Below are 23760 nucleotides of genomic sequence, written 5' to 3' on the forward strand. Positions count from 1 at the left end.
CCAATGCCGGATGCGCAGGACCTGTTCGACGCCGCGCGCGATGCGATGACCAGGTGCTACGCGCCCTATTCCCGCTTTCCCGTGGGAGCGGCGCTGCGCACCACCGACGGGCGCGTCTTTTCGGGTGCCAACATCGAGGTTGCGTCTTATCCCGAAGGCTGGTGCGCCGAAACCACCATGCTCGGCCATTACATCATGGCCGGCGGCGGCGAGATCGCAGAGATCGCCGTTGTTGCCGAACGCATGGACCGCATCACGCCCTGCGGCGGCTGCCGACAGCGTTTGGCGGAGTTTTCGCGACCTGACACGAAGCTGCACCTTTGCGACCAGACAGGGGTGGTGGAGACCGTCACCATGGCCGAGATCCTGCCCTTCGGCTTTCGCGCGGATCTCTTGAAATGAAGCCCGCAGTGGCGCGACTGGTGCGGGACCTGAACGGACTTGCGCCTAGAGTGGCCGTTGTTCTGGGGTCGGGGCTTGGAAGCCTCGTCGATGTGGTGGAGGATGCGGTCCGCACCCCCTATGCGGAGCTGGAAGGCTTTCCTCGAAGCGGCGTGACCGGGCATCGCGGTGAGGTGGTGGCGGGCACGATCAGCGGCCAACCGGTTCTGCTGCTTTCGGGCCGTGCGCACTACTACGAGCATGGCGACGCCGCCGTTATGCGGCCGGCGCTGGAGATCCTAGCGGATCTCGGCATCCGTCATCTCGTTCTCAGCAACGCCGCGGGCTCCCTCCACCCCGACATGCCGCCTGGATCGGTGATGCTGATCAACGATCATATCAACTTTGCGGGCGTGAACCCGCTGTTCGGAGAAGCAACCGACCGCCGCTTCGTGGGAATGACGGAAGCGTATGACCGCGGCATGAGCGAGGCGATCCGCCTTGCGGCGGGCGCGGCCGGCGTGGACCTCCACGAGGGCGTTTACATGTGGTTTTCCGGCCCCTCCTTCGAAACGCCTGCCGAGATCCGCATGGCGCGGACCATGGGTGCCGATGCCGTGGGGATGTCGACGGTGCCGGAAGTGATCCTCGCGCGCTTCCTCGGTCTCCAGGTGGCCGCGTGTTCCGTGATCACCAACCTTGCCGCCGGGCTCAACCGCTCGGAGCTTTCGCATCAGGAAACAAAAGACATCGCGCCGTTCGGCGGAGCCAAGCTCGCACGCGTGCTGCAGCAGCTCTTTGCGCGCGGCGGCTTCGGTTCCTGAGGAATGCTGCCGCAGGAGATCATCCGCCGCAAGCGAGACGGGGAAAGCCTTTCGGCCGAGGAGATCGGGTTCTTCGTGGGAGGCCTGACGGATGGGCGCTTCAGCGAAGGACAAGTGGCAGCACTTGCCATGGCGATCCTGCTCCAAGGCATGAACCGGCAAGAAGCCGTGGCGCTGACGCTTGCCATGCGTAACAGCGGGGCCGTGCTCGATTGGTCGGAGCTTCCCGGCCCGGTGGTCGACAAGCACTCCACGGGCGGTGTCGGCGACACCGTTTCCTTGATCCTGGCGCCGATCCTCGCGGCCTGCGGTGCCTTCGTCCCCATGATCTCTGGACGTGGGCTGGGCCATTCTGGGGGAACGCTGGACAAGCTGGAAGCCATTCCGGGCTACCGAAGCCATCCGGACATAACCGTGCTGCGCCGCGCCGTTGCCGAGGCGGGTTGCGCCATCGTCGGTGCCACAACCGACATCGCCCCGGCCGACAAGCGGCTTTACGCCGTGCGTGACGTCACCGCGACGGTGGAATCCGTGCCGCTGATCACGGCGTCCATCCTGAGCAAGAAGCTCGCCGCGGGCCTCGGCAGCCTGGTTCTCGACGTCAAGGTCGGCAACGGCGCCTTCATGGCGGAAGAGCAGGACGCGGTCCATCTGGCGCAAAGCCTCGTGGAGGTGGCGAATGGCGCGGGTCTGGCAACATCCGCGCTGATCACGGACATGAACCAGCCGCTTGCCGCAGCCGCAGGCAACGCCCTGGAAGTTGCTGCCGCCGTCGAGGTCCTCACCGGCACGGATAAGGGTTCGCGCCTCTTGGAGGTGACGCTGGCGCTTGCGGCGGAAATCCAGGTTCTGAGCGGACTGGCACCGACTGCCGAGGAAGGTCTCCGCCGAGCCAGGCAGGTGCTCGACAGCGGCGCCGCAGCCGAGCACTTCGGCCGCATGGTGCGCGCGCTTGGTGGGCCGGGCGACTTCCTCCAACGCGCCGAGCACCATCTTCCCCGGGCGCCGGTCGTGCAGCCGGTGCTTGCCGAACGCGCTGGCTATATCGGCTCAATCGCCACGCGTGACATCGGCCTTGCTGTTGTTTCGTTGGGCGGAGGGCGTCAAAAGCCCGCGGATCTCGTGGATCCCGCAGTCGGCTTTTCGCACCTGCTGGCTCATGGAAGCGCAGTGGAAGCAGGACAACCGCTGGGCTTCGTGCATACCCGCGACGCGGACAGGGCAGCGGAAGCGGCGGCAGCGCTTCGGGCAGCCTACCGGATCGGAGCGGAAGAACTCCAGCCAAGAGCGCTCGTGCTGCACCGTCTGGGCGCTTGACGGCTCGGTCTGGAAATCTGAGTGGGCAAGTGCTCGATTTCTGGAGTGACGCTGGCAGCGCTAACTGCCGACGCCATTTTCCTAAGATTGTTACGAACAAGTCCCGGATGCGAACACGCCGGCCGCTCCGGATCTTTCGTATGTCTAGGGGTGAAGATGGGACAAACCATCGCTCACCTCCAGTTCGGAACAAAGCGGTTGCCTCGGCGGGAGTGGCTCATCCTCTCCGGTACGCCGCTGGCTGGCGCTCTGGTCCTGTCATGAAGACGGCAGCTTCGCTGGAATTTGCCTGAAGGCTACTGCTCGAGAACCATGCCGCCGGCTTCCACGCGGTAGCGGGTGATCTTCTGCAGGAAGCTCATGCCCACGAGCGTACCGCTCAGCGCCTTGTCTTCCAGAACCGCAGCCTGAACGTCCTTGACATGGATCTTGCCGATCTGGATCTCACGGATAACCGCCGCCGCAGCCCGCGCCATTCCGTTGGCAGTTTGGACCCGATAACTGAAATCACTTGGCTTCAGCGACAGACCGATACGACGCGCCGTGCTTTCATTGATGGCCACCAGCGTCGCGCCGGTGTCGATCATGGCTTCCGTGCTGCGCCCGTTGAGCCGGAAGTCAGCGGCAAAATGGCCGCGTTCATCCGCTTCCACGCGCACTTTACGTCCTTGCAGCATTTCTTCCGGGGTTTTTTCGACGATCACGACCTTCGGCGCTGCCGCGGCGATCACCGGCTCGACTTCCTTCGCAGAACGATCAAAGAAGCTCGCGAAAAATTCTGGGTTCGACTGGTAAAGCAGCGGCACGGATGCCGCCACGCCTACAAAGGTGCTGACTAGGACAAGTTTCATCGACATGAGCGCTTTCTCCCGCTCCTGCATCGCAAGCACGGGTCGAAACCGCGTTAACAGCGCGGGAAAGCTCTTTTCGTCCTGAAGAAAAGGTAAATGCTATTTGGTGCCGTACATACGGTCGCCCGCGTCCCCCAGGCCGGGAACGATGTAGCCTTGCTCGTTGAGCCTTTCGTCGATGGATGCGGTGAACACCGGAACATCCGGATGCGCTTTGGTGAAGCGCTCGACCCCTTCCGGCGCCGCCAGCAGGCAAACGAACCGCAGATTGGTGGCGCCGCGGCTTTTCAGCTTTTCCACGGCAGCAACAGCGGAGTTCGCCGTTGCCAGCATCGGATCAACCACAATCACCAGACGATTCTCGAGGTCGCTTGGTGCCTTGAAGAAGTATTCCACGGCTTCGAGGGTGTCGTGGTCGCGGTACAAACCGACATGAGCGACGCGCGCGGCCGGCACGAGGTCCAGCATGCCATCAAGCAAGCCGTTGCCAGCCCGCAGCACGGACGCGAAAACCAGCTTCTTCCCTTCCAGCGTGGGTGCTTCCATCTCTTGCATGGGCGTTTGGATTACCTTGCTGGTGAGTTCGAGGTTGCGGGTCACCTCGTAACATAGCAGCAGCGAGATCTCGCGCAGCAGGCGTCGGAAGCTCGCCGTCGAAGTGTCCTTCGAGCGCATGATGGTAAGCTTGTGTTGCACAAGCGGATGATCGACGACTGTGACGCCCTGCATGGTGAACTCCGAACCGACTGCTTCTTTTCTCGATTAACAGACCGGCGCCGGGCTGAGAAACCAAAAGCGAGCCTTGGGTCACAGCTTTCGCGCAGAAGCGGATCGGGCAGCCGGCTTGGGGACGCGCGTGAGGAGTTGCGCCCTAGTTTTGCGATCCACGAAGGCTGCCTCGACCGCAGTTTGCGTGAAACTCGTCAGCGTCCGCTCGTCGAAGCCGAACGCGCGTCGTGTCGCCTCATATTCCCCTGCCAGCGAGGTGCGGAAGAAGGGAGGATCGTCCGAGTTCAGCGTGACCCGGCAGCCCGCCTGCAGAAGCCGGGGCAATGGATGGTCCGCGAGGCTTGGAAATACGCCCAAAGCGATGTTGGAGCCGGGACAGCATTCCAGCACCACGCCTTCGTCGGCGATACGCTTGACGAGGTCGGTGTTCTCCACCGCGCGCACCCCATGGCCGATGCGCGACGGCCGCAGGTGATCAAGTGCGGCGGCCACACTCTCCCAGCCGCCGAATTCACCCGCATGCACAGTGATGCCCAGGCCAGCTTCCCGCGCGATCTCGAAGGCTCGAACGAAGTCTTCCATATCCCCAACGCGCTCGTCACCGGCCATGCCAAACCCCGCAATCAACGGGTGGCGGCTGCGCGCCGCGAAACGTGCGGCTGCTTCCACGGCTTCAACACCGAAGTGGCGCACGCCAGTAACCACCATGCGGCTTTCGATGCCGGTTTTCGCCGCCGCCCGCTGCATGCCTTCAGCAAGGGCGCGGATATAGGCTTCGGGCGAAAGCCCTGCCTTGCGTGCATGATCGGGCGAAACAAAGAGCTCGGCATAGATCGCTCCGTCGCGCGCGAGGCTCGAAAGATAATGATCGGCAAGGCGCACATAATCGTCTTCGCTGCGAAACAGGCCTGCCACGACATCATAGGCGGCCAGGAAGCTCGTGAAATCGTGCCAGACATAGCCGCCGTCGCGAACAAGGGCGGAGAGATCGACGTTGTACTTGCGAGCTTGGCTCACAGCGAGGTCCGGGGACGCTGCGCCCTCGATATGACAATGGAGTTCCGCCTTGATCGGCAACCGCTCTTCCTTCGGCGCCAACAGCGGCGCGTCTCTTCATCGCGCTCCTAAACGTAGCGCGCCGGTCCTGACTGGGCTATGGTCCGGCCGACCTTGAGGATCAAAAACATGTCAGACCAACGCGCCACCGCAGCGGGCGAAATGAACCAGTCCTATGGGTTCCGCGCTGTCGGCGACGGCGAAAAGCAGGCGCTTGTGAACGACGTCTTCCATAAGGTCGCACAGCGCTACGACATCATGAATGACCTGATGTCAGCTGGCCTGCACCGGGTCTGGAAGGACGCTCTGGTGGCGGCTCTGAACCCGCCGAAACGCGGTGACTTCCACTTGCTCGACGTTGCCGGTGGCACGGGCGACATCGCTTTTCGGGTGATCGACGCCTCGCACGGCCATGCACAAGCGACGGTGCTCGACATCAACGGCTCCATGCTGGGCGTGGGCCAAGATCGGGCGAACAAGCGGCACCTCGCCGGCAACACCACCTTCGTGGAAGCCAATGCGGAAAGCCTGCCCTTCCCGGACCTTCATTTCGACGCCTATACGATCGCCTTCGGGATCCGGAACGTGCCGCATATCGACGTGGCGCTCCGCGAAGCCTTTCGCGTGCTCAAGCCCGGCGGCCGGTTTCTGTGCCTGGAATTTTCCGAGGTCGAAATGCCGTTTCTCGAGAAAGCCTATGAAGCGTGGTCGTTCAACGCGATCCCGCGCATCGGCAAGGCGGTTACCGGCGATGGCGAGCCTTACCAGTATCTCGTGGAGTCGATCCGCAAATTTCCGAACCAGGAAAACTTCGCGGCGATGATCCGCTCCGCCGGCTTCGAGCGTGTGACCTACCGCAATTATTCAGGCGGGATCGCAGCGCTGCATTCAGGCTGGAAGCTTTGACGACGCGCATCCGATGAGCACGCCTGCCGCTTATTTCCGGCTCCTGCGGGCCGGCTGGATCCTGTTGCGCGAGGGCGTCTTCGCCGCTTTGCCGGGACATGACCTGGAAGGCATGCCGCAGCGCGGCTGGCGCGTGGCGCAGGTGCTGGCGCGCCGACGCGCACCCGGCGAGCGATCGCAGCGCCTGATCCGCGCCGTGGAGCGACTTGGCCCTTCATACGTGAAGCTCGGCCAGTTTCTGGCCACGCGGCCCGATGTTGTGGGCAGCGAACTTGCACTCGATTTGACCGAGTTGCAGGACCGGATGCCGACCTTTCCGGATGCGCAATCGCGGCTCATGATCGAAGGATCGCTCGGGCGATCCGTGGATGCGCTTTTTACGCGTCTGGAACCCCCGGTTGCGGCCGCATCCATCGCGCAGGTGCATCCGGGCGAGATCATCGATCCGCTTGGCGGCCGCAAGGTTGCCGTGAAGGTGATCCGTCCGGGCATCCGGCAGCGCTTTTATGCCGATCTCGACAGCTTCTTCCTGGCCGCACGGTTGCAGGAGCGGTTCATCCCCTCCACCCGGCGCCTGAAGCCCGTCGAGGTGGCGCAAACGCTGGCGCAAACCACCAAGATCGAAATGGACCTGCGGCTCGAAGCCGCCGCGCTTTCCGAGATCGCAGAAAATACGCGCAACGATCCCGGCTTCCGGGTGCCGGCGGTGGACTGGGAGCGCACCGGGCGCGACGTGCTCACGCTGGAATGGATCGACGGCGTGAAGCTCAACAACGTTCCTGCCATACGCGCAGCCGGGCACGACATGGAAGCGTTGGCCGTGACCCTGATCCAGTCCTTCCTGCGCCACACGCTGCGAGACGGCTTCTTTCATGCCGACATGCATCCCGGCAACCTGTTCGTGGAAGCGGACGGCACGCTGGTTGCGGTGGATTTCGGCATCACCGGACGGCTGGGCAAGAAGGAGCGTCGTTTTCTGGCGGAGATCCTTTATGGCTTCATCACGCGGGATTATCGGCGGGTGGCGGAAGTGCATTTCGAGGCCGGCTACGTGCCACACCGGCATGACGTGGCCTCCTTCGCGCAGGCCATTCGCGCCATCGGCGAGCCGATCCATGGCCAGCCGGCCGAAACCATTTCCATGGGCAAGCTGCTGACGCTTCTGTTCGAGGTCACCGAACTGTTCGACATGCAGACACGGCCCGAGCTGGTGATGCTGCAAAAGACCATGGTGGTGGTGGAAGGTGTTGCCCGTTCGCTGGACCCCGCCTTCAACATGTGGCGGGCTTCGGAGCCGGTGGTTTCAAGCTGGATCCGCGACAATCTGGGGCCGCGCGGCCTCCTTTCCGATGCCGAAGACGCGGCAAAGGCCTTCGTGTCGCTGGCACGCCAGGCACCGGAGCTTGCGGCCCGCACTGAGCGCCTTTCGGCGGAAATCGACAAGATGGCGGAGAACGGACTACGGTTCGACATCGAGACCGCGCGCGCCATCGGCCGCGAAGAAGCCCGACACACGCGTTGGGGTCGTGCGGCGCTGTGGGTCGGCGCGCTGGCGCTGGTCTGGATTGCGGTTCAGGTGAGCTGAGAAGGGAGTCCGCCTGATGCCTACCGAGCAGACACTAACGGGAAAGCGCATCCTCCTTGTCATCGGAGGCGGGATCGCCGCCTACAAGAGCCTCGACCTGATCCGACGCTTGAGCGAGCGCGGCGCTGCGGTTCGCTGCATCATGACAGGGGCAGCGCAGCACTTCATCACGCCGCTTGCGGTTGGGGCGCTTTCGGCGGACCACGTTTTCACCGACCTGTTTGATCGCCAGGACGAGCAGGATGTCGGCCACATCAGGCTCGCGCGCGATTGCGACCTGATCGTGGTTGCACCCGCCACGGCCGATCTGATGGCCAAGCTTGCCCAGGGGCACGCCAACGATCTGGCTTCCGCCGTGCTGCTCGCTGCGAAGGCTCCGGTTCTGATGGGCCCTGCCATGAACCCGCAGATGTGGGCGAACCCGGCAACACGGCGCAACCGGCAGACACTCGCCGGCGACGGGATCCATTTCGTGGGCCCGAACAGCGGCGAGATGGCGGAAAAGAACGAAGCGGGCGAAGGCCGCATGGCCGAGCCGCTGGAGATCGTTTCCGCCATAGAAGATCTGGTGAAAGGACCGTCGAAGTTGCTCGCCGGCCGGCGCATCATCGTGACCTCCGGCCCGACCCACGAGCCGATCGACCCGGTGCGCTACATTGCAAATCGCTCGTCCGGCAAGCAGGGCCATGCGATCGCGGCGGCGCTTGCGCGGCTTGGCGCAGACGTGCGGCTCGTTTCAGGGCCGGTCACGATCCCTGATCCGGCAGGCGTTTCCACCACGCATGTGGAAACCGCGCGACAGATGCAGGCCGCGGTTGAAGCGCTTCTGCCAGCAGAAGCTGCGATCATGGTGGCGGCCGTGGCCGATTGGCGCAGCGAGACCGAAACCAATGAGAAGATGAAGAAGGGCGCAGGCGGACCGCCCAGCCTCCAGATGGTGGAGAACCCCGACATCCTCGCCGGCATCGGACATCATGCGCAGCGGCCGACGCTGGTGGTGGGGTTTGCGGCGGAAACACAGGATGTTCTCGCCAACGCGGAAAAGAAGCTCGCCAAAAAGGGTGCCGACTTCATTGTCGCCAATGACGTTTCGCACGACAGCGGCATCAATCCGGGTGGCGTCATGGGCGGCGCCCGCAACCGGGTGAAGATCGTCAGCCGCGACGGCGTGGACGAATGGCCTGAAATGGACAAGGACGCGGTTGCCGAAAAGCTCGCCGACCTCGTGGCCCGTCATTTGAACACGACTACGGTGTGATGACCCAGGCTCCTACGCTCCATACGCAACGTTTGACCCTGCGTGCTTATCGCCTCGAGGATTTTCCTGCCTTTGCTGCGATGCGTTCCGACCCTGCTGTTATGGCGCATATCACCGGCGGCGTCAGGGGCGAGGAGGATGCCTGGGGCCGCTTCATGCGCAACTTCGGCTTTTGGCAGGTGCTCGGCTTCGGCTATTGGGCGTTGACGGATCGGGACACCGGCACCTATGTCGGCCACGCCGGCTTCCACGAGATGCGCCGCGACCTGATGCCGTCGATCCGAGGCACATTGGAAGCGGGCTGGATGATGACGCCGGCCGTGCAAGGCAAAGGCGTGGCGACGGAGGCCATGCAGGCTGCGCTTGCCTGGGCGAGCGGCACCTTCATGGACAAGCGCATCACCTGCTTCATCGACCAAGACAACGACGCATCGCGCCGGGTTGCGGCGAAGCTCGGCTTCACCGAGCTGGCGCCTTCCACCTATGGCGGCAAAGCGGTGACCATCTTCGAGTGGACCAGATCCTCTCACCGTCCCGCTGCAGGCGCACCCTAACCGGCTCAGATTTTCTGCCGAGCCGGTTTGCGCGTTTGTTGCGCGCGGTCAGGCTCCGGGTCGGTCGCTTGCAGGTGCGCTGCCCCCAAAGCGCTGAGCGTAATCCTTTTCCAAACGCTCGATGTTCGACCAGAAGCCCTTGGTGCTGCGGTTGTTGAGAAGATCCTCCAGAACCTGCAGATGCGCATGCCAGCCACTCGACACGTTGAGCATCTGCCCGGCGTCGCGCAGTCGCTGATGCGTCAGCACAAGAAGGACCTTGTCGCCTTGTTCCGCCAGGTCGAAGGTGACTTCGGACAGGCCGGGGGCGGCCGGCCAGGTGTAGGACAGGCGATGTGGCGGCTCAAAGACCGTCACTTCCACTTCGAAGCCCATCGTGCCCTTGTCCATTTCCTTGTATTTTTCGGGCGTCGGCTCGTCGGCGAAGTTGGCGTGGTTGAACAGCAGCCGGGTCTTGGAGCCGACCTGCGGCCCCATCGCGCCCGCGGCAAACCAAAGGCGGCGCTTGTCCTCGTCCACCAGATAAGACCAAAGGCGCTCGATAGGTCCGGGCATCAGTCGCTCCACCCGGATGGTGTCGCTTGAAAGCTTTTGCACGGGTAAAAGGTTGATTTCCTGCGCATGCATGGGTGTTGCTCCCGTTTGAGGTGACGTTCAGGTCAGTTCTCGCTCCAAAGAAGCGAGCATCATCGTCCAGCCTTCCTTGGCCGGCTCGATCCATTCCGCGTTGCCAGCGTCCATCTCGTTGGTGAGCGTCAGGACGCAGCCGGCACCATCCGGCTCAATCTCGACCGTGACGCGATCGTGAAGTGGACTGAACTGCGGGACCGCGAAGGTGAAGACCAGCAAGTGCGGCCGCTCGATCGCGAGGTAAGTGCCGACATGCGTGATGTCGCCGTCCGGGCGATGATCCACCAGCTTGAAGGCGCCGCCAACGCGGCCGTCGATTTCGCAAACCGAGATCTTCGTGTCGGTTGTGGTAAACAGCCAGCGGCGCGCGATGGCAGGATCAAGCCAGGCGTCGAAGACGCGTTCCGGCAAAGCGTCAAAGCGGCGGGATACAACAACGCGTACGGTTTCCGTCATCGGCTCGCTCCTCCGTTTGCTTGTTCATCTTCTTCGCGCAGCAGCGTTTCCAGAGCATCCAGACGCTCGTTCCAGAAGCGCTCGTAGTGCTTGAGCCAGTTATCCGCTTGTTTCAGCCGCTCGGCTTCCAGCCGGCAGAAGTGGACGCGGCCCTCAATGCGCCTGCGAACAAGCCCCGCGCCTTCCAGCACCCGGATGTGCTTGGACGCACCCGCAAGGCTCATCGCGTGCGGCGCGGCAAGATCGCTCACCGTCTTCTCGCCTTCGGTCAGCCGCTGCAGCATGGCGCGGCGCGTGCGATCCGAAAGGGCATGAAAAACCCGATCCAAAGTGACGTGCTGTTGCTCAACCATGTAGTTTACTATCTGCGTTCTCAACTCGATTGTCAACCATTTGGTTTATCGTTTGCGCAAAGAAAAAGGCCGGCTGTCAGCCGACCTCTTCACGATGCCTCAGGCGCTGGGCTGCCTGGTCTTGCGCAGGTAAGGCAGCACCCGCTCGAAAGAGCCGAACTTCTCGTTGGCTTCCTCGTCTGACACCGCTGCCGTGATGATGACGTCGTCGCCGTTCTTCCAGTTGGCGGGCGTCGCGACCTTGTGCTTGGCCGTGAGCTGAATGGAATCGATGGCGCGCAGGATCTCGTCGAAGTTGCGGCCCGTGGTCATCGGATAAGTGAGGATCAGCTTGATCTTCTTGTCCGGCCCGATCACGTACACGGAACGGACCGTAGCATTGTCCGCCGGCGTGCGCCCTTCGGAACTGCTGCCTGCTTCAGCCGGCAACATGTCATAGAGCTTTGCAACTTCGAGGTTCTTGTCGCCGATCAGCGGGTATTCCACCGCATAGCCCGTGGCGGTCTGGATGTCCTGCTTCCATTGGCCGTGGCTTTCCACCGGATCCACCGAGATGCCAATGATCTTGACGTTGCGCTTGGCGAACTCGCCTTCGAGGCCAGCCATCGTGCCGAGTTCGGTGGTGCAAACGGGCGTGAAGTTCTTCGGGTGGGAAAACAGAACGCCCCAGCCGTCGCCGATCCAGTCATGAAAGTGGATCTGGCCCTGCGTGGTTTCGGCCGTGAAATCTGGGGCCGTGTCGTTGATGCGCAATCCCATTGAAAACCTCCGGAAGCTTCGATGATGCAGAGAAATCGCTGACACCCTATATAGGTCGCCGCCGCTTTTCCTGCGAGGCAGGGCCCACGCGGCGACTGCCGGTTCGGCAAACTTGAATCCGCCTCCAGCGGCGTTTTTGAGAATGCTATTCCGCGAGGCGTTCCACAGACCTTCTTCTAGCGAAAAGAACCCATCATGACCAAAACCGACGGTGAACGCCTTGTGGATCTTGAACGGCTGGCTGCCGAGCAGGAGCGGGTGATCGGCGAGCTTTCCGGAGAACTTGCCGAGCAATGGAAGGTCATCACGGCTTTGCAGCGCAAGCTAGACCTGCTGACCGACCGTTTTCTTGCCTTGGAAGAGCAGACCGCACCGGACGTGCCGGTGACCAAACCACCGCACTGGTGAACCGGCTTCAGAGATTTACCTCGCTCCGGAACCTTGTCGAGTTCCGATCATTCTTTCCGATGACGAGGAGGATCAGGGGCCTGCAATGATTGACGACGTCATGCGCTTCGACCGCCGTGCGGCACTGGCACACGACAGCCTGCTCGGCAGGCTGGATGGACGCGACAGCATGCGCCTTGACCGGCAGTTCAGCTTCGATCCATCCTTCGAAAGCACGGTTGTTGCCCTTGCAGACCGGTTGCGGCGAGCCGAGCCGGATGTTTCGGTTGCAGATCTCCTGCCAGTCGTGGCTGATGAAGAGTGGCGTCGCCGGACACGCGGGCTTTGCCGCCTTTCGCAACCCGGCGGCTGGCGAAAACGCGCGTTTTGGCCTGCTAATGACCGTGGTTCACCGACTTGGTCTGCAGGCGCCCCGAAGAAGCATTCCACCTTGGGCGTTTCCCTTGTGGCGTTCACGATTGGCTTTGCCCTGACCGGTGCCGCCGTCCTGGTTATGGCGCCGGAAGCCGGCCCTTTGGCGACATTGCTGCAGTAGCCGCCGCCGCTACTGGCCGTCGAAAACAGGCGGTCGGCGCTCGGGCCAGTTTGTCGCCTCGTGGTAGGCCTGCCCGAGTTGCAGAAGTCGGAGATCGTTCCCCCGCCGCCCGATCAGTTGCATGCCCATCGGCAGACCCGTTGGCGAGAAGCCGGCCGGCACGTTCAGGGCGGGCAGGCCGACAAGAGACGCCGGCACCACCACCTCCATCCAGCGGTGATAGCTGTCCATTGCTTGATTGTTGATCGCACGCGGCCATGTCCATTCGGCCGGAAACGGGAACACCTGAGCCGACGGCAGCACAAGCGCGTCGAAGCGGTCGAACACCCGTGCCGCTGCGGCGAACCACTGCGATCGCAGAGCGCTGGCCGCCTGGATCTCCTGCGCGGTGAGCCGCTGCCCCCGTTCGATCTCGTAGATCGCTTCCGGCTTCAGGAGTTCCCGCTGCGCGGGATTGTCCCAATGCGCACGCAAGGAGCCGGACACCGCGAAAGAGCGCAGCACCGTCCAGGATTGCCACAGAGCGTCGGCTGGGAATGGAGCCGACACGGGCTCGACCTCCGCCCCCATGTCGTCAAAGACCCGAAGCGCTTCCTCGCACAGAGGCAAGATGCCCGGCTCGATCGGGTAGGCACCGCTCCAATCGCCCAGCCAAGCAATCTTCCGACCCTTAATCTTGGCGGAAAGGTGCGGCGCAAAGGCTTCCGCTTTCGGGAGGGAATGGGGGTGCTCGGGATTGTGGCCCGCCAGCGTATCCAGCAGTCGCGCGAGATCCGACACGCTGCGCGCCATCGGGCCGTCGGTGGAAAGCTGGTGCAGGAAGGTCTCGCCATCCGCATCCGCCGGGACGCGGCCATAGCTCGGACGCATGCCATACACGTTGCAGAAGGCGGCGGGATTGCGCAGCGAGCCCATCATGTCCGACCCGTCGGCGACCGGTACGAGGCGGGCCGCCAACGCGGCTGCCGCGCCGCCCGATGAGCCGCCGGCGGAGCGTGTGTGGTCATAAGGATTGCGTGTCACACCGTGAACGGGATTGTAGCTGTGCGAGCCCAGCCCCCATTCCGGCGTGTTGGTTTTGCCTATGAAGATGGCGCCGGCTGCACGCAGGCGAGCCGCCAGCAGATCATCTTTCTTGGGAACGTGATCGGCAAAGATCGGAGAGCCATGGGTGCTGCGCAGCCCCGCCGTGTCCACGAGGTCTTTCACCGCGATGGGAATGCCGTGCAGCCAGCCCTTTGACTGTCCGAGCGCCAGAGCGGCATCGGCCGCTGCAGCTTCGTTCAGCAGGTCTTCGCGCTGACGCAGCGAGACGATGGCGTTGATTGCGGGATTGCGTCCACCGATGCGGTCGAGAAACGCCGCCATCACCTCTACGCAGGACAGGTCGCCTGTTGCAAGGGCGGCGGACAGGCTGGATGCGTCCCGGTCGGCGATGTCAGTCATGATCTGCCAAAAAGAAAGCGCGCGGCCGGTCCAGCCGCGCGCCTGCTGATGTTACTTGCTTACTTCCGTCCAGATGCGGGTGTAGAGCTGCGACACTTCGGGCGAACACTGCTCGAGGAACTCGCCGGCATCCTCGTATTCCGCCGGGATCACCAGTTCCGGTGCATCCTTCATTTCCGGCGGCATGTATTGTTCAGAGCCCGCGATGCCATTGGCATATTTCGCATGCGCCGAGATCAGGGCGGCGTTTTCCGGATCCATGATGAAGTTCATGAAGAGCTTCGCGTTTTCCGGATTTTTGGCATCCTTCAGGATCGCGACGCTGTCCATGAAGATCGGGAAGCCTTCCTTCGGGAAGCCGAACTTGATGTCCGGGTTTGCCAGGCGCGAGCGCATGATGGCGCCGTTCCAATAGTAAACGGCCGAGTAGTCACCGCGTGGCAGCTTCTCGGTGACACTGTAGTCCATGGCCAGCCACTTGGTCTTGGCTTCCACGAGCTTGTCGCGCACCTTCTTAAGGAGTTCGCGGTCTTCGGTGCACCAGTCGCCGCCCAGATACTTGATCGTGGCGAACATCACGTCGGTCATTTCCGGTTCGACGTTGATCTTGTTCACCAGTTCCGCCGGCGGATCGAGGAATATCGCGGAGGTATTGATGTCGCCATCATACACGCTGGTGTTCACGCCGATGCCCGAAAAGCCCCACTGCCACGGCACGGAATAGTGGCGGCCCGGATCCCACGGCACGTCCACCCAGCGCTTGTCGACGTTCTTGAAGTTCTCCATCTGGTCGGGGCGGGCTTCGAGAAGGAGGCCTTCCTTCACCCAGATCGGGATGTAGTTCGCGGAGGGAACAACGATATCGAAGCCGTGACCGCCAGCGCGTACCTTGGCGAGCGCCGTATCATTGGAGTCATAATCGGTGACGGTCACCTTCACACCATGTTCGGCCTCGAACTTCTTCAGAAGCTCGGGATTGGTGTAGTCACCCCAATTGTAGATGTTCAGTTCACCCGCAGCCTCGGCTAGTCCGGCACTCGCAGCCAGCGCAGCCGCGGCAACAACAGCCTTCCACATGTGTTTCATAGAGGTTCTCCACTCCATTGGTTCAGGCTTTCTGCCTGTTGATAAAAAAGAAAGCTGTCACGATCAGCACCGAAAGGGCAAGGAAAAGCGTGGCAATCGCGTTGACCTCGGGCGTGATCACGCGCCGCAACTGACCCAGCATGTAGGTCGGCAGCGTGTCCTGGCCGCCGGATTTAACGAATTCCGTGATGACGACGTCGTCCAGCGAGATCACGAAAGCCAGCATGAAGCCAGCGACGATGCCCGGTTGCAGCAGCGGCAGGGTGATGCGCCGGAAGGTCTTCCAGGGCGTCGCGTAAAGGTCGGCTGCCGCGCTTTCCAACGCGAGATCCATGTTTTCGAGCCGCGCGCGCACCGGCAGATAAGCAAAGGGAATGCAGAACGCCGTGTGGGCGAGGATCAGGTAGCCAAGGCCGGAATAACCGGTCCAAACCTTGACCTGTGAAAACACGATCAGCAGCGCGACGGCCGTGACGATTTCCGGCACCATCAGCGGCTGGTTGATCATCGCATATTTGAAGGTAAGGCCGCGGTATCGCCGCGTGCGCGTGGTCGCCAGCGCGGCCATGGTCGCGGCAATCGTGGCGAAGGTGGCAGCGAACGCAGCGATCACCAAGGAGCGCCAGGCCGCCTGCTTTACCGCGTCGTTGTTTGCCGCCGCCACGAACCAGCGCAACGAAAAGCCTTCCCAGTTTGCGAGCGACTCGCCCTCGTTGAAGGCATAGATCACCAGTATGGCGATCGGCAGGTAAAGGAGCACGAAAGTGACGATCGCGATCGTTGCGAAGCCCGTCTGTCGCTTGACGTCGAAATACCTAGCCATGACCGGTGGCTCCCGAACGCGATGCGTTGCGCACGTAAAACAAAAGCGCGACCATGACGATCACCATCAGCGTGATCGACAAAGCAGCCCCCAGCGGCCAGTTGCGACCAGCGCCGAACTGCAACTCGATCAGGTTGCCGAGCATCATGTTCTTGCCGCCACCCAGCACCCGCGGGGTGACATAGGCGCCGAGCGAAGGAATGAAGACGAGGATCGAACCGGCAACGAGGCCCGGCTTCACCAAGGGCAGGATGATGCGGCGGAGAACGGCGAAGCGGCCGGCATAAAGGTCGTAGCCCGCTTCGACGAGGCGGAAATCGAGCCGCTCCATGCTGGCGTAAAGGGGCAGCACCATCAAAGGCAGGTAGACATAAACCATGCCGAACAGGATCGCCCAGTCGGTGTAAAGGATCTGGATCGGCTGGTCGATGACGCCTAAGGCCTGCAGCAGCGTGTTCACCACGCCCTCGTTGCGGATCACTTCCTGCATTGCGAATGTGCGGATCAGAAGGTTTGTCCAGAACGGAATGGTGATCAGGAAGACCCACACCTCGCGGGTGTGACGGGGGCGGGTCGCAATGAAATAGGCAGTGGGAAAGCCGAGGATCAGGGTCGAAACGGTGGTGATCAGCGACAAGCGGATGGAGCGCCAGAAGATCGACAAATGCGCATCGGCATAGGTTATCGTGTCGTCAAAGATGTCGCGCTGGAAGAAGACGTTGAACCAGCCTTCGCTCGAGAACTCGCCGAAGCGGACATCGCCGTAATCGCCGCGCACCATGACGGAATAAGCGAGCATCACGAAGAGCGGCCCAACAGCCGCAACGAAGATGATGATCAAGGCCGGCGCGGACAGGAGCCAACGGCTGCGGATTTCCGCGCGGTGCGCCTGGCGCGCGGCGAGTTCGGGTTCGCGCGCCACGGTCAGTCCCTCAGGACCTGAGCGGCATCATCACCAACAACGATGCCGATGCGATCGCCACGGGCAAAGGGCAGCACCGCGTTGCGGCTGTTTTGCTGGCGCACCGTGAAGGCGGAGCCGTCATCCAGCCGCGTGTGGATGTGGGTGTCCGTCCCGAAATACACGATGTCCTCCACCGCCCCTGAAAGATCCGCCGCCCCCTCGACTGCCCGAGCATGTTCGGGACGCACCACGAGGGTCACCTCCCCGCTCGGGGTCATGCCTTCGGAATAGGATGCGGAGATGCGCCCGCCGGTTTTCAGCAGCACCTCCGCCCGCCCTCCGTCGACGCCCTGCACTGTGCCGGCAAGGTAGTTGGTTTCGCCGATGAAATCGGCCACGAAGCGCTCGGCAGGCCTGTCATAGATGTCGCGCGGCGAACCGACCTGCAGGATCTTGCCGGCTGACATTACGGCGACGCGATCCGACATGGTGAGCGCTTCTTCCTGGTCGTGCGTCACGAAGATGAAGGTGATGCCGGTTTCGGCTTGCATCCGCTTCAGTTCAAGCTGCATCTCCTTGCGCAGCTTATAATCGAGCGCCGACAGCGGTTCGTCGAGCAGCAGCACCTTGGGCGCTGGCGCCAGGGCGCGGGCAAGCGCCACGCGCTGGGCCTGGCCGCCGGAAATCTGGTCCGTGCGGCGGTTGGCAAGCTGTTCCATGCGCATCAGCTTCAGCATTTCGGCGACGCGGGCCTCGATTTCGCCGCGCGGCTTGCCCAGCATCTCCAAGCCGAAGCTGACATTCTGCGCCACCGTCAAATGCGGAAACAGCGCATAGCTCTGGAACACGGTGTTCACCGGCCGTTTGTAGGGCGGGAGCGTCGCAATGTCCTCGCCACCAAGCAGGATGGCGCCGCTGGTGGGGAACTCGAAGCCGGCGATCAGCCGCAACAACGTGGTTTTGCCGCAGCCAGACGGCCCCAGCAGCGTGAAAAACTCGTTTTCGGCGATCCCGACAGACACGTCGTCCAGCGCGCGCAGGGCGTGCTCACCCGTGCCGAAGACCTTGCTGATGTTGCGCGCTTCAACCGCAACGCGCCTTTCGTTCACCCGCAAGGGCTCCGGCATGCACTTTTCCCCACGTCGTCCTTCACCGACGGCTCTCGCTTGCGTCGGCTCGAAAATCACGCGGAGCCTAGCTTGACCATCTGGCAGGAAGCAAGGTGGTTGCGTAGAAAGCATGCAGCAAACCAGGGGAGCATCTTCGTGAGGCAGGCGGACATCATCATCGAAAACGCGAAAGTCCTGACCATGGACGAGGACCAGCCGCGTGCGGAGGCCGTTGCGCTCGCAGGCAATCGGATCCTCCACGTGGGAAGCCGCGCGGATGTGGCAGAGCTGAAATCCAGTGCAACAAGGGTGATCGACGCTGCCGGCGCAACCGTGCTGCCCGGCTTCATCGAAAGCCATATCCACATCTTTCCCGGCGGCGTTCAGCTCGATAGCCTGAACCTTGCGGGCATTACCGGCTTCGACAATGTCGCCCGAGCCGTTCAGGCGCGCGCATCCAGCCAGCCGGACGGGCTCATCCTTGCCGAGCAGGCGCAATACTCCGCCTTCGGCGAAGGCACGCCGATCACCAGGCAGATCCTCGACCAGATCCTGCCGGACCGTCCGCTGGCGCTTTATTCCGGTGACCACCACACGATGTGGGCCAACACAGCGGCGCTGGAAAAAGGAGGCATCCTTCACGGCGCCAACCTGCCGCACGGCAACGAGGTGGTGATGGGAGCGGACGGCCTGGCCACAGGGGAGTTGCGCGAGTTCGAGGCGTTTTCCGCCATCGTGATGATGACGCCGACGCAAGGGCGCGAGCTTCTGGGGCTGGCAACAGGCCGCGACCCAGTTGAAGCGCCGTCTGCCGCCGGTCGGGCGATCGATCGCGGTTTCATGCGGCGGGGACTCGATTACTGTGCTTCCTTTGGGATCACCGCCTTCCACAACATGGACGGCAACGCCTACCAGATGGAGTTGCTGCAAGAGATCGAGCATGCGGAAGGCCTGCCGGTGCGTGCGCGCATGCCGTTTCGCATGCTGCCGGACCATCCGCTCAGCGACCTTTCGGACGCTGTTGCGCAACGACGTCGCTGGAACACGGACCGGCTGCGGCTCGATTTCGTGAAGCTCTTCATGGACGGCGTGATCGAAAGCACCACGGCGTTCATGCTGGACGACTACAACGGCGTGCCGGGACAGCGCGGCGAGGCCATGTTCTCGGCTGAAGATTTTGATGCGCTCTGCACCGAAGTCGACCGGCTGGGCTTCCAGATCACGGTTCATGCGATTGGCGATGCTGCCGTGCGACGCACGCTGGACGGCTACGAGGCCGCGCGGCGCGCCAACGGTCCGCGAGACAGCCGCCACCGGATCGAACACATCGAAACGCTGGATCCCGCCGACCTGCCCCGATTTGCGAAGCTGGGCGTGATGGCTTCAGTGCAGCCAACCCATGCACCGGGCGGCGCTTACCCGACCGAGCCGCTGGCAACCCTGATCGGGCGAGACCGCTTGATGACCGCCTATGCCTGGCAAACGCTGCGCCGAAGCGGCGCCCAGATGGTGTTTTCCAGCGACTGGCCGGTGGCGCCGCTCGATCCGCTGCTCGGCATCAAGACGGCCGTGACGCGCGGACCGATCTTCGAGGGCGCGCCGGACGAGCGGCAAAGCCTGCATGACGCCATTGCTGGCTTCACCCGCGATGGGGCTTACGCTGCCTTCACCGAAGATCGGCAGGGGCAGCTGAAAGCCGGCCTGCTGGCAGATGTGGTTGTGCTGGACGGCGACATCGAAGCCGTGGAACCGGCCGCCATCGACACGCTGAACGTGCGCACCACGATCTGCGACGGCCGGATCACCTATCAGGCCTGAGGCAGGCCGCTCCAGATCGGCGGGCGCTGGCTGAACCACGGCTTCGCCCGCTCGATATCTGCGCACAGCGACATCAGGAGTTCGTCCGCGCCGAAGCGGGCGGCAAGGTGTACGCCCACCGGTAAACCGTCCGGCGTCCAATGGAGCGGCAAGGATGCTGCCGGCTGTCCCGATGCGTTGAAGGCCGCGCAGAACGGCGAATAATCGAACACGCGACCGGGTCCCATTCGGTAATCCACATACTCGGCATCGGCATGGGCAAAGCGCCCAATCTTGGCGGGCGGCTCTGCCAGGGTCGCCGTCAGGAGCATGTCATGCTCTTCAAAGAACGCCGCCATTTCGCGCCCGTAGCGGTGGATGCTGCCAACAGCTTCAAGATAGTCCGAGCCGCTGACACTCTTCGCGTAATGAAGCGAGGTGATGCCAATGCTTTCAATCAGCCCGTCATCCGCGCGCGCGCCGCGCGCTTCCAGAACGTTGCGGATCCACAGCGCATTGCCGCAGGCCACGACCTTGGTCCAGGCTTCCATCATGCCGCGCGTATCGGCTTGCGGCCGCGCTTCCACCAGCGTGTGCCCCATGTCCTGCAGCAGGCTCATCGCGTCTTCAACGGCGCGGCGGCATTCTCCATCGATCGCGGCGCCCGTAAAGGTGTCGGTGAGATAAGCAATGCGCAGCTTGCCCGGCGTGCGATCCGTTGCGGCCAGCAAGGTTCCGCCAAGCGGAGGTGCCCAATAGGGCGCGCCCAGATCTGCTCCCTGGCAAACATCGGTCAGCACGGCCGTGTCGCGAACGGAGCGCGTCAGAAAGCCGTCAATCGCCATGCCGGCCCAGCCTTCGCCGGCATAAGGGCCATCGGGCAACCGGGCTCGCGTAGCCTTGAAGCCAAACAAGCCGCAGGATGAGGCAGGGATGCGGACCGAACCGCCGCCATCTGAGCCGTGCGCGGCCGGCACGATGCCTGCGGCCACCGCCGATCCTGCGCCGCCGGAGGAGCCACCAGCCGTACGGTCGAGATTCCAGGGGTTGCGCGTCGGTCCGCCATATACGGCCGCTTCGGTGGCCGGTCCGACGCCGCCTTCCGGAGCGGTGGTGCGACCAAAGGTGACCAAGCCAGCCGCCGCGAGGCGCTCGTAAAGCGCAGAATTTCGGGCATAGGTCGTGTTCATCGTGCTTTTCGAGCCGTTGTGACCCGGGAAGTCGATCGCTTCGGCGCCGAGATCCTTCAACAGGAAGGGGACGCCCTTGAGCGGCCCGTCTGGCAAACCCGCAGCGATCAGGCGGCGGGCCACATCGGGCTTCAACAAGGTCAGAGCATTGATCTGTGGGTTGACGGCCTCGCCGCGGCGCAGCGCTTCGTCCAGCAGTTCAACCGGCGACACATCGCCCGCTGCAACGTGGGCGGCCAGCGCCACGGCATCCGACTGGTCGTAAAGGCTGGCGATCGACATGGGCTTCCCTCCTGCAGGTGTTCCCCATGTGGATACGATTGCGGCGCGCCGGAAAACAAGAGTGGCTGGTGGCGAAAGCCCGTTCGCGCTAGGTCGAGCCATGATTTCGACGAACAACAGGCCCGACGAGGAGCTGCGGCAAACAGCGCTGGCGCTTTTCCAAGCCGGCGTGCGCCGGGCAGATCCGGCGGGCGCCGTGGAACAGGCTCTGCGGGAGCGCACCGCCCAAATTGCTGCAGCCGAGCGGATCTTCCTGTTGGCGCTCGGCAAGGCTGCCGTGCCGATGGCGCGCGCCGCCCTTCCCTTTTTGGCTGAAAAGTTGGCTGGCACGGTGGTCGTCACCAACCCGGAGAACGCGGCGCCGGTGCCGGGCGCAACTGTGATTCCCGGCGGGCACCCGCTGCCGGACAAAAACAGCGTTCGAGGTGGAGAAGCGCTGGAACAGCTGGCCCTTCAGGCGAAAAAGAGCGACCTTGTGGTCTGCCTGGTGAGCGGCGGCGGTTCGGCACTTGTGTGCTCGCCAGCAGAAGGCGTGACACCCGAGGACAAGATTGCGCTCAATGACGCCCTGATCCGGTCCGGCGCCGATATTCGCGAGATCAATGTGGTGCGAAGTGCGGTGTCCCGGCTGAAGGGCGGTGGGTTGGCACGCGCGGCGGCACCTGCCGCCGTGCTTGCCTTGATCGTGTCGGATGTTCCCGGCGACGATCTCGCCACCATCGCCAGTGGACCGACGCTTTGGCCGAGCCCTTCGCCGCAAGCTCAGCGCGAGCACGCGCTGGCGATTCTGGCCCGTTACCGCCTTCTCCATGCGCTGCCTGCGGGCCCGCGGAACGCGCTGGCCAGCACATCCGCGGCTGCTCCACCTCCCGCCGGCCTGACCGTCGAAAACCGCGTGATCGGCAGCAACCGCCTCAGCGTGGATGCCATGCAGGGAGCTGCCGTTTCGATGGGTTGGACTGTGCTGCGTTTGCCTGGCTGGCTCGACGGCGATGTCGCGGATGCCACCCGCCGGATGCATGCCTTGTGCCTTGAGCAGACCGCTGCCCCCATTGCAATCCTGTCCGGCGGGGAACCGACCGTACAGGTCACCGGCAGCGGACGCGGCGGCCGCAACCAGGAACTGGCGCTTCGCTTTGCGCTCCAGGCCGAAGCTTCACCGCTCGCGCGGTCGTTCGTGTTTCTCAGCGGCGGAACCGACGGTCGGGACGGCCCCACCGATGCGGCCGGTGCCTTGGTGAATGCCGGCACGCCGCACAGGATCCGGGCAGCGGGGCTCGACCCGCTGACGCTCCTAGGCAACAACGACGCTTACCCAGCGCTCCGCGCTTCCGGCGACCTTCTTATCACCGGCGCCACCGGCACAAATGTGGCTGACCTTCAGGTGATCCTGCTCGGCGCAAAAGAAAACGCCGCGGCATGATCTGCCGCGGCGTTGCTTGTTGCGAGAGAGCCGAGCCTCAATAAGGGCAGGCGTTGTCCGACATGTAGTCGTGAACGGTCACCGTTCCGGCGATGATGTCGGCCTTGGCCTTTTCGGCCGCCGCCTTCATCTCTTCCGTCACCAGATCCTTGTTGTTTTCGTCCATCGCGTAGTCGACGCCGCCCTCCTTCAAGCCAAGCACGTTGGTGCCGGCCTTGAACTCGCCCTTCGCCGCATCCGTGAAGGCGTTATAAACGGCGACATCCACCCGCTTCACCATGGAGGTCAGGATCTTGCCGGGGTGGAGCATGTTCTGGTTGGAGTCAACGCCAATGCCGAGCTTGCCCGCATCCGCCGCAGCCTGAAGAACGCCGACGCCCGTGCCCCCGGCGGCATGATAGATCACATCCGCGCCCTGATCGATCTGCGACTTCGCGATCTCGCTGCCCTTCGTCGGGTCGTTCCAGGCCGCCGGCGTGTCGCCGGTGTAGTTCTGCAGGACGTCCGTTGCGCCGGCAGCCTTGGCACCCCCGACATAACCGCAAGCAAATTTGCGGATCAGCGGGATGTCCATGCCGCCAACGAAGCCGACCTTGTCCGACTCGGCAGCCATGGCCGCCAGAAGGCCGACGAGGTAGGAGCCTTCTTCTTCCTTGTAGACGACCGACTGAACGTTGGGCGCGTCCACCACGCTGTCGATGATCGCGAAGTTCAGTTCCGGATATTCCTTGGCCACCTTTTCGAGCGTGGACGACCAGGCAAAGCCGATTGCGACGATCGGGTTGCGGCCGTCATCCGCGAAGCGGCGCAGGGCCTGCTCGCGTTGCGCTTCGTTGGAAACTTCGAATTCGACGTAATCCGTATTGGTCTCAGCCTTGAACTTTTCAGCGCCATTATAAGCGGCTTCGTTGAAGGACTTGTCGAACTTGCCGCCCAGATCAAACAACAAAGCGGGCTGCACGTCGTCTTGCGCCCAAGCAGGCATACTCAAGGCGGTGGCGGTCAAAAGGCCGAGGAAAAGTCGCTTCATCTGGTTCAAACCCCTGTCGGTTCCCGGTTGGTGTGGCTCGCGCGGCAGCCGAGGCGGCCAGCACAAGC

Annotated in this window: 25 protein-coding genes; 11 read left to right on the forward strand and 14 right to left on the reverse strand. The window is 63.2% G+C overall.

What is annotated here, in order from left to right:
* The first annotated feature begins 3 nt into the window (after positions 1-3).
* Genes cdd through deoA form a run of 3 tightly spaced genes read left to right on the forward strand, consistent with a single transcriptional unit; the run spans position 4 to position 2522 of the window.
* Complete coding sequence (gene cdd, locus J5Y06_RS20955; RefSeq protein ID WP_209337156.1) at positions 4-402, forward strand: cytidine deaminase; 399 nt, start codon at positions 4-6, stop codon at positions 400-402.
* Positions 399-1205 carry a purine-nucleoside phosphorylase gene (locus J5Y06_RS20960; RefSeq protein ID WP_209337157.1) on the forward strand — a complete coding sequence of 269 codons (807 nt, stop codon included), beginning with the start codon at positions 399-401 and terminating at the stop codon, positions 1203-1205. Before cdd ends, J5Y06_RS20960 begins: the two co-directional genes overlap by 4 nt.
* Positions 1206-1208: 3 nt before the next feature.
* Positions 1209-2522 carry a thymidine phosphorylase gene (gene deoA, locus J5Y06_RS20965; RefSeq protein ID WP_209337158.1) on the forward strand — a complete coding sequence of 438 codons (1314 nt, stop codon included), beginning with the start codon at positions 1209-1211 and terminating at the stop codon, positions 2520-2522.
* A gap of 296 nt (positions 2523-2818) precedes the next feature.
* Here the strand turns inward: deoA and J5Y06_RS20970 are convergent, their stop codons facing one another.
* From J5Y06_RS20970 to J5Y06_RS20980, 3 genes are all read right to left on the reverse strand, one after another.
* Entirely contained in the window at positions 2819-3379 is a 561-nt protein-coding gene (locus J5Y06_RS20970; protein ID WP_209337159.1) for a TIGR02281 family clan AA aspartic protease, read from the reverse strand.
* Positions 3380-3472: 93 nt separating this feature from the next.
* The gene (gene upp / locus J5Y06_RS20975; protein WP_209337160.1) at positions 3473-4102 is read right to left on the reverse strand and encodes a uracil phosphoribosyltransferase; all 630 of its coding nucleotides are present in this window, start codon (positions 4100-4102) and stop codon (positions 3473-3475) included.
* A gap of 78 nt (positions 4103-4180) precedes the next feature.
* A complete protein-coding gene (locus J5Y06_RS20980; RefSeq protein WP_209337220.1) occupies positions 4181-5179 on the reverse strand; it encodes an adenosine deaminase in 999 nt (332 codons plus the stop codon).
* A 108-nt stretch (positions 5180-5287) separates the two neighbouring features.
* Here J5Y06_RS20980 and ubiE point away from each other — a divergent pair, with 108 nt between their 5' ends.
* The 4 genes from ubiE to J5Y06_RS21000 are packed head-to-tail and all read left to right on the forward strand — an operon-like array spanning position 5288 to position 9461.
* On the forward strand, positions 5288-6064 hold the full coding sequence (ubiE, locus tag J5Y06_RS20985) for a bifunctional demethylmenaquinone methyltransferase/2-methoxy-6-polyprenyl-1,4-benzoquinol methylase UbiE (protein WP_209337161.1): 777 nt from the start codon (positions 5288-5290) through the stop codon (positions 6062-6064).
* Positions 6065-6077: 13 nt separating this feature from the next.
* A complete protein-coding gene (ubiB, locus tag J5Y06_RS20990; protein ID WP_209337162.1) occupies positions 6078-7649 on the forward strand; it encodes a 2-polyprenylphenol 6-hydroxylase in 1572 nt (523 codons plus the stop codon).
* A gap of 16 nt (positions 7650-7665) precedes the next feature.
* A complete protein-coding gene (gene coaBC / locus J5Y06_RS20995) occupies positions 7666-8907 on the forward strand; it encodes a bifunctional phosphopantothenoylcysteine decarboxylase/phosphopantothenate--cysteine ligase CoaBC (protein WP_209337163.1) in 1242 nt (413 codons plus the stop codon).
* Entirely contained in the window at positions 8907-9461 is a 555-nt protein-coding gene (locus tag J5Y06_RS21000; RefSeq protein WP_209337164.1) for a GNAT family N-acetyltransferase, read from the forward strand. The genes coaBC and J5Y06_RS21000 overlap by 1 nt, the downstream gene beginning before the upstream one ends.
* A 48-nt stretch (positions 9462-9509) precedes the next feature.
* Here the strand turns inward: J5Y06_RS21000 and J5Y06_RS21005 are convergent, their stop codons facing one another.
* From J5Y06_RS21005 to J5Y06_RS21020, 4 genes are all read right to left on the reverse strand, one after another.
* On the reverse strand, positions 9510-10088 hold the full coding sequence (locus J5Y06_RS21005; RefSeq protein WP_209337165.1) for an SRPBCC family protein: 579 nt from the start codon (positions 10086-10088) through the stop codon (positions 9510-9512).
* A 27-nt stretch (positions 10089-10115) separates the two neighbouring features.
* Positions 10116-10547, reverse strand: a complete 432-nt coding sequence (locus tag J5Y06_RS21010; RefSeq protein WP_209337166.1) for an SRPBCC family protein — start codon at positions 10545-10547, stop codon at positions 10116-10118.
* Positions 10544-10900: an ArsR/SmtB family transcription factor gene (locus J5Y06_RS21015; RefSeq protein ID WP_209337167.1), complete on the reverse strand. Its 357-nt coding sequence runs from the start codon at positions 10898-10900 to the stop codon at positions 10544-10546. Before J5Y06_RS21015 ends, J5Y06_RS21010 begins: the two co-directional genes overlap by 4 nt.
* Before the next feature lie 99 nt (positions 10901-10999).
* Positions 11000-11659: a peroxiredoxin gene (locus tag J5Y06_RS21020; RefSeq protein ID WP_209337168.1), complete on the reverse strand. Its 660-nt coding sequence runs from the start codon at positions 11657-11659 to the stop codon at positions 11000-11002.
* 195 nt (positions 11660-11854) lie between these two features.
* Between J5Y06_RS21020 and J5Y06_RS21025 the strand changes: the two genes are divergently transcribed.
* On the forward strand, positions 11855-12067 hold the full coding sequence (locus tag J5Y06_RS21025; protein ID WP_209337169.1) for a SlyX family protein: 213 nt from the start codon (positions 11855-11857) through the stop codon (positions 12065-12067).
* Positions 12068-12152: 85 nt separating this feature from the next.
* Entirely contained in the window at positions 12153-12602 is a 450-nt protein-coding gene (locus J5Y06_RS21030) for a hypothetical protein (protein ID WP_209337170.1), read from the forward strand.
* A gap of 9 nt (positions 12603-12611) precedes the next feature.
* Here the strand turns inward: J5Y06_RS21030 and J5Y06_RS21035 are convergent, their stop codons facing one another.
* The 5 genes from J5Y06_RS21035 to J5Y06_RS21055 are packed head-to-tail and all read right to left on the reverse strand — an operon-like array spanning position 12612 to position 17988.
* On the reverse strand, positions 12612-14048 hold the full coding sequence (locus tag J5Y06_RS21035) for an amidase (RefSeq protein WP_209337171.1): 1437 nt from the start codon (positions 14046-14048) through the stop codon (positions 12612-12614).
* Between the two features lie 51 nt (positions 14049-14099).
* Complete coding sequence (locus J5Y06_RS21040; RefSeq protein ID WP_245248217.1) at positions 14100-15134, reverse strand: ABC transporter substrate-binding protein; 1035 nt, start codon at positions 15132-15134, stop codon at positions 14100-14102.
* 22 nt (positions 15135-15156) lie between these two features.
* Positions 15157-15957, reverse strand: a complete 801-nt coding sequence (locus J5Y06_RS21045) for an ABC transporter permease (RefSeq protein WP_209337172.1) — start codon at positions 15955-15957, stop codon at positions 15157-15159.
* A complete protein-coding gene (locus tag J5Y06_RS21050; protein WP_209337173.1) occupies positions 15950-16879 on the reverse strand; it encodes an ABC transporter permease in 930 nt (309 codons plus the stop codon). The genes J5Y06_RS21045 and J5Y06_RS21050 overlap by 8 nt, the downstream gene beginning before the upstream one ends.
* Before the next feature lie 2 nt (positions 16880-16881).
* The gene (locus J5Y06_RS21055; protein ID WP_209337174.1) at positions 16882-17988 is read right to left on the reverse strand and encodes an ABC transporter ATP-binding protein; all 1107 of its coding nucleotides are present in this window, start codon (positions 17986-17988) and stop codon (positions 16882-16884) included.
* Positions 17989-18126: 138 nt separating this feature from the next.
* On the opposite strand from J5Y06_RS21055, the gene J5Y06_RS21060 reads away from it, so the two are divergent.
* Positions 18127-19788, forward strand: a complete 1662-nt coding sequence (locus J5Y06_RS21060; protein ID WP_342453472.1) for an amidohydrolase — start codon at positions 18127-18129, stop codon at positions 19786-19788.
* On the opposite strand, the gene J5Y06_RS21065 is transcribed toward J5Y06_RS21060, so the two are convergent.
* Positions 19779-21239, reverse strand: coding sequence for an amidase (locus tag J5Y06_RS21065; RefSeq protein WP_209337175.1), 1461 nt, complete (start codon positions 21237-21239; stop codon positions 19779-19781). The genes J5Y06_RS21060 and J5Y06_RS21065 overlap by 10 nt on opposite strands.
* Before the next feature lie 100 nt (positions 21240-21339).
* Here J5Y06_RS21065 and J5Y06_RS21070 point away from each other — a divergent pair, with 100 nt between their 5' ends.
* Complete coding sequence (locus J5Y06_RS21070) at positions 21340-22662, forward strand: glycerate kinase type-2 family protein (RefSeq protein ID WP_209337176.1); 1323 nt, start codon at positions 21340-21342, stop codon at positions 22660-22662.
* Between the two features lie 37 nt (positions 22663-22699).
* Here J5Y06_RS21070 and J5Y06_RS21075 read toward each other — a convergent pair whose 3' ends face one another.
* On the reverse strand, positions 22700-23692 hold the full coding sequence (locus tag J5Y06_RS21075; RefSeq protein WP_209337177.1) for a BMP family lipoprotein: 993 nt from the start codon (positions 23690-23692) through the stop codon (positions 22700-22702).
* Positions 23693-23760 lie beyond the last annotated feature (68 nt).

This window comes from Tianweitania sediminis, assembly GCF_017813335.1.
Classification (GTDB): Bacteria; Pseudomonadota; Alphaproteobacteria; order Rhizobiales; family Rhizobiaceae; genus Tianweitania; species Tianweitania sediminis.

Coding starts and splice junctions, on each gene's coding strand:
- J5Y06_RS21025 (WP_209337169.1), top strand. CDS start 11,855: ATGACCAAAACCGACGGTGAACGCCTTGTGGATCTTGAACGGCTGGCT.
- J5Y06_RS21010 (WP_209337166.1), bottom strand. CDS start 10,547: ATGACGGAAACCGTACGCGTTGTTGTATCCCGCCGCTTTGACGCTTTG.
- J5Y06_RS21035 (WP_209337171.1), bottom strand. CDS start 14,048: ATGACTGACATCGCCGACCGGGACGCATCCAGCCTGTCCGCCGCCCTT.
- J5Y06_RS20970 (WP_209337159.1), bottom strand. CDS start 3,379: ATGTCGATGAAACTTGTCCTAGTCAGCACCTTTGTAGGCGTGGCGGCA.
- J5Y06_RS21005 (WP_209337165.1), bottom strand. CDS start 10,088: ATGCATGCGCAGGAAATCAACCTTTTACCCGTGCAAAAGCTTTCAAGC.
- J5Y06_RS21055 (WP_209337174.1), bottom strand. CDS start 17,988: ATGCCGGAGCCCTTGCGGGTGAACGAAAGGCGCGTTGCGGTTGAAGCG.
- deoA (WP_209337158.1), top strand. CDS start 1,209: ATGCTGCCGCAGGAGATCATCCGCCGCAAGCGAGACGGGGAAAGCCTT.
- coaBC (WP_209337163.1), top strand. CDS start 7,666: ATGCCTACCGAGCAGACACTAACGGGAAAGCGCATCCTCCTTGTCATC.
- J5Y06_RS21020 (WP_209337168.1), bottom strand. CDS start 11,659: ATGGGATTGCGCATCAACGACACGGCCCCAGATTTCACGGCCGAAACC.
- J5Y06_RS21045 (WP_209337172.1), bottom strand. CDS start 15,957: ATGGCTAGGTATTTCGACGTCAAGCGACAGACGGGCTTCGCAACGATC.
- J5Y06_RS21040 (WP_245248217.1), bottom strand. CDS start 15,134: ATGAAACACATGTGGAAGGCTGTTGTTGCCGCGGCTGCGCTGGCTGCG.
- J5Y06_RS21000 (WP_209337164.1), top strand. CDS start 8,907: ATGACCCAGGCTCCTACGCTCCATACGCAACGTTTGACCCTGCGTGCT.
- cdd (WP_209337156.1), top strand. CDS start 4: ATGCCGGATGCGCAGGACCTGTTCGACGCCGCGCGCGATGCGATGACC.
- J5Y06_RS20960 (WP_209337157.1), top strand. CDS start 399: ATGAAGCCCGCAGTGGCGCGACTGGTGCGGGACCTGAACGGACTTGCG.
- J5Y06_RS21070 (WP_209337176.1), top strand. CDS start 21,340: ATGATTTCGACGAACAACAGGCCCGACGAGGAGCTGCGGCAAACAGCG.
- J5Y06_RS21030 (WP_209337170.1), top strand. CDS start 12,153: ATGATTGACGACGTCATGCGCTTCGACCGCCGTGCGGCACTGGCACAC.
- J5Y06_RS21075 (WP_209337177.1), bottom strand. CDS start 23,692: ATGAAGCGACTTTTCCTCGGCCTTTTGACCGCCACCGCCTTGAGTATG.
- J5Y06_RS21015 (WP_209337167.1), bottom strand. CDS start 10,900: ATGGTTGAGCAACAGCACGTCACTTTGGATCGGGTTTTTCATGCCCTT.
- ubiE (WP_209337161.1), top strand. CDS start 5,288: ATGTCAGACCAACGCGCCACCGCAGCGGGCGAAATGAACCAGTCCTAT.
- ubiB (WP_209337162.1), top strand. CDS start 6,078: ATGAGCACGCCTGCCGCTTATTTCCGGCTCCTGCGGGCCGGCTGGATC.
- upp (WP_209337160.1), bottom strand. CDS start 4,102: ATGCAGGGCGTCACAGTCGTCGATCATCCGCTTGTGCAACACAAGCTT.
- J5Y06_RS21065 (WP_209337175.1), bottom strand. CDS start 21,239: ATGTCGATCGCCAGCCTTTACGACCAGTCGGATGCCGTGGCGCTGGCC.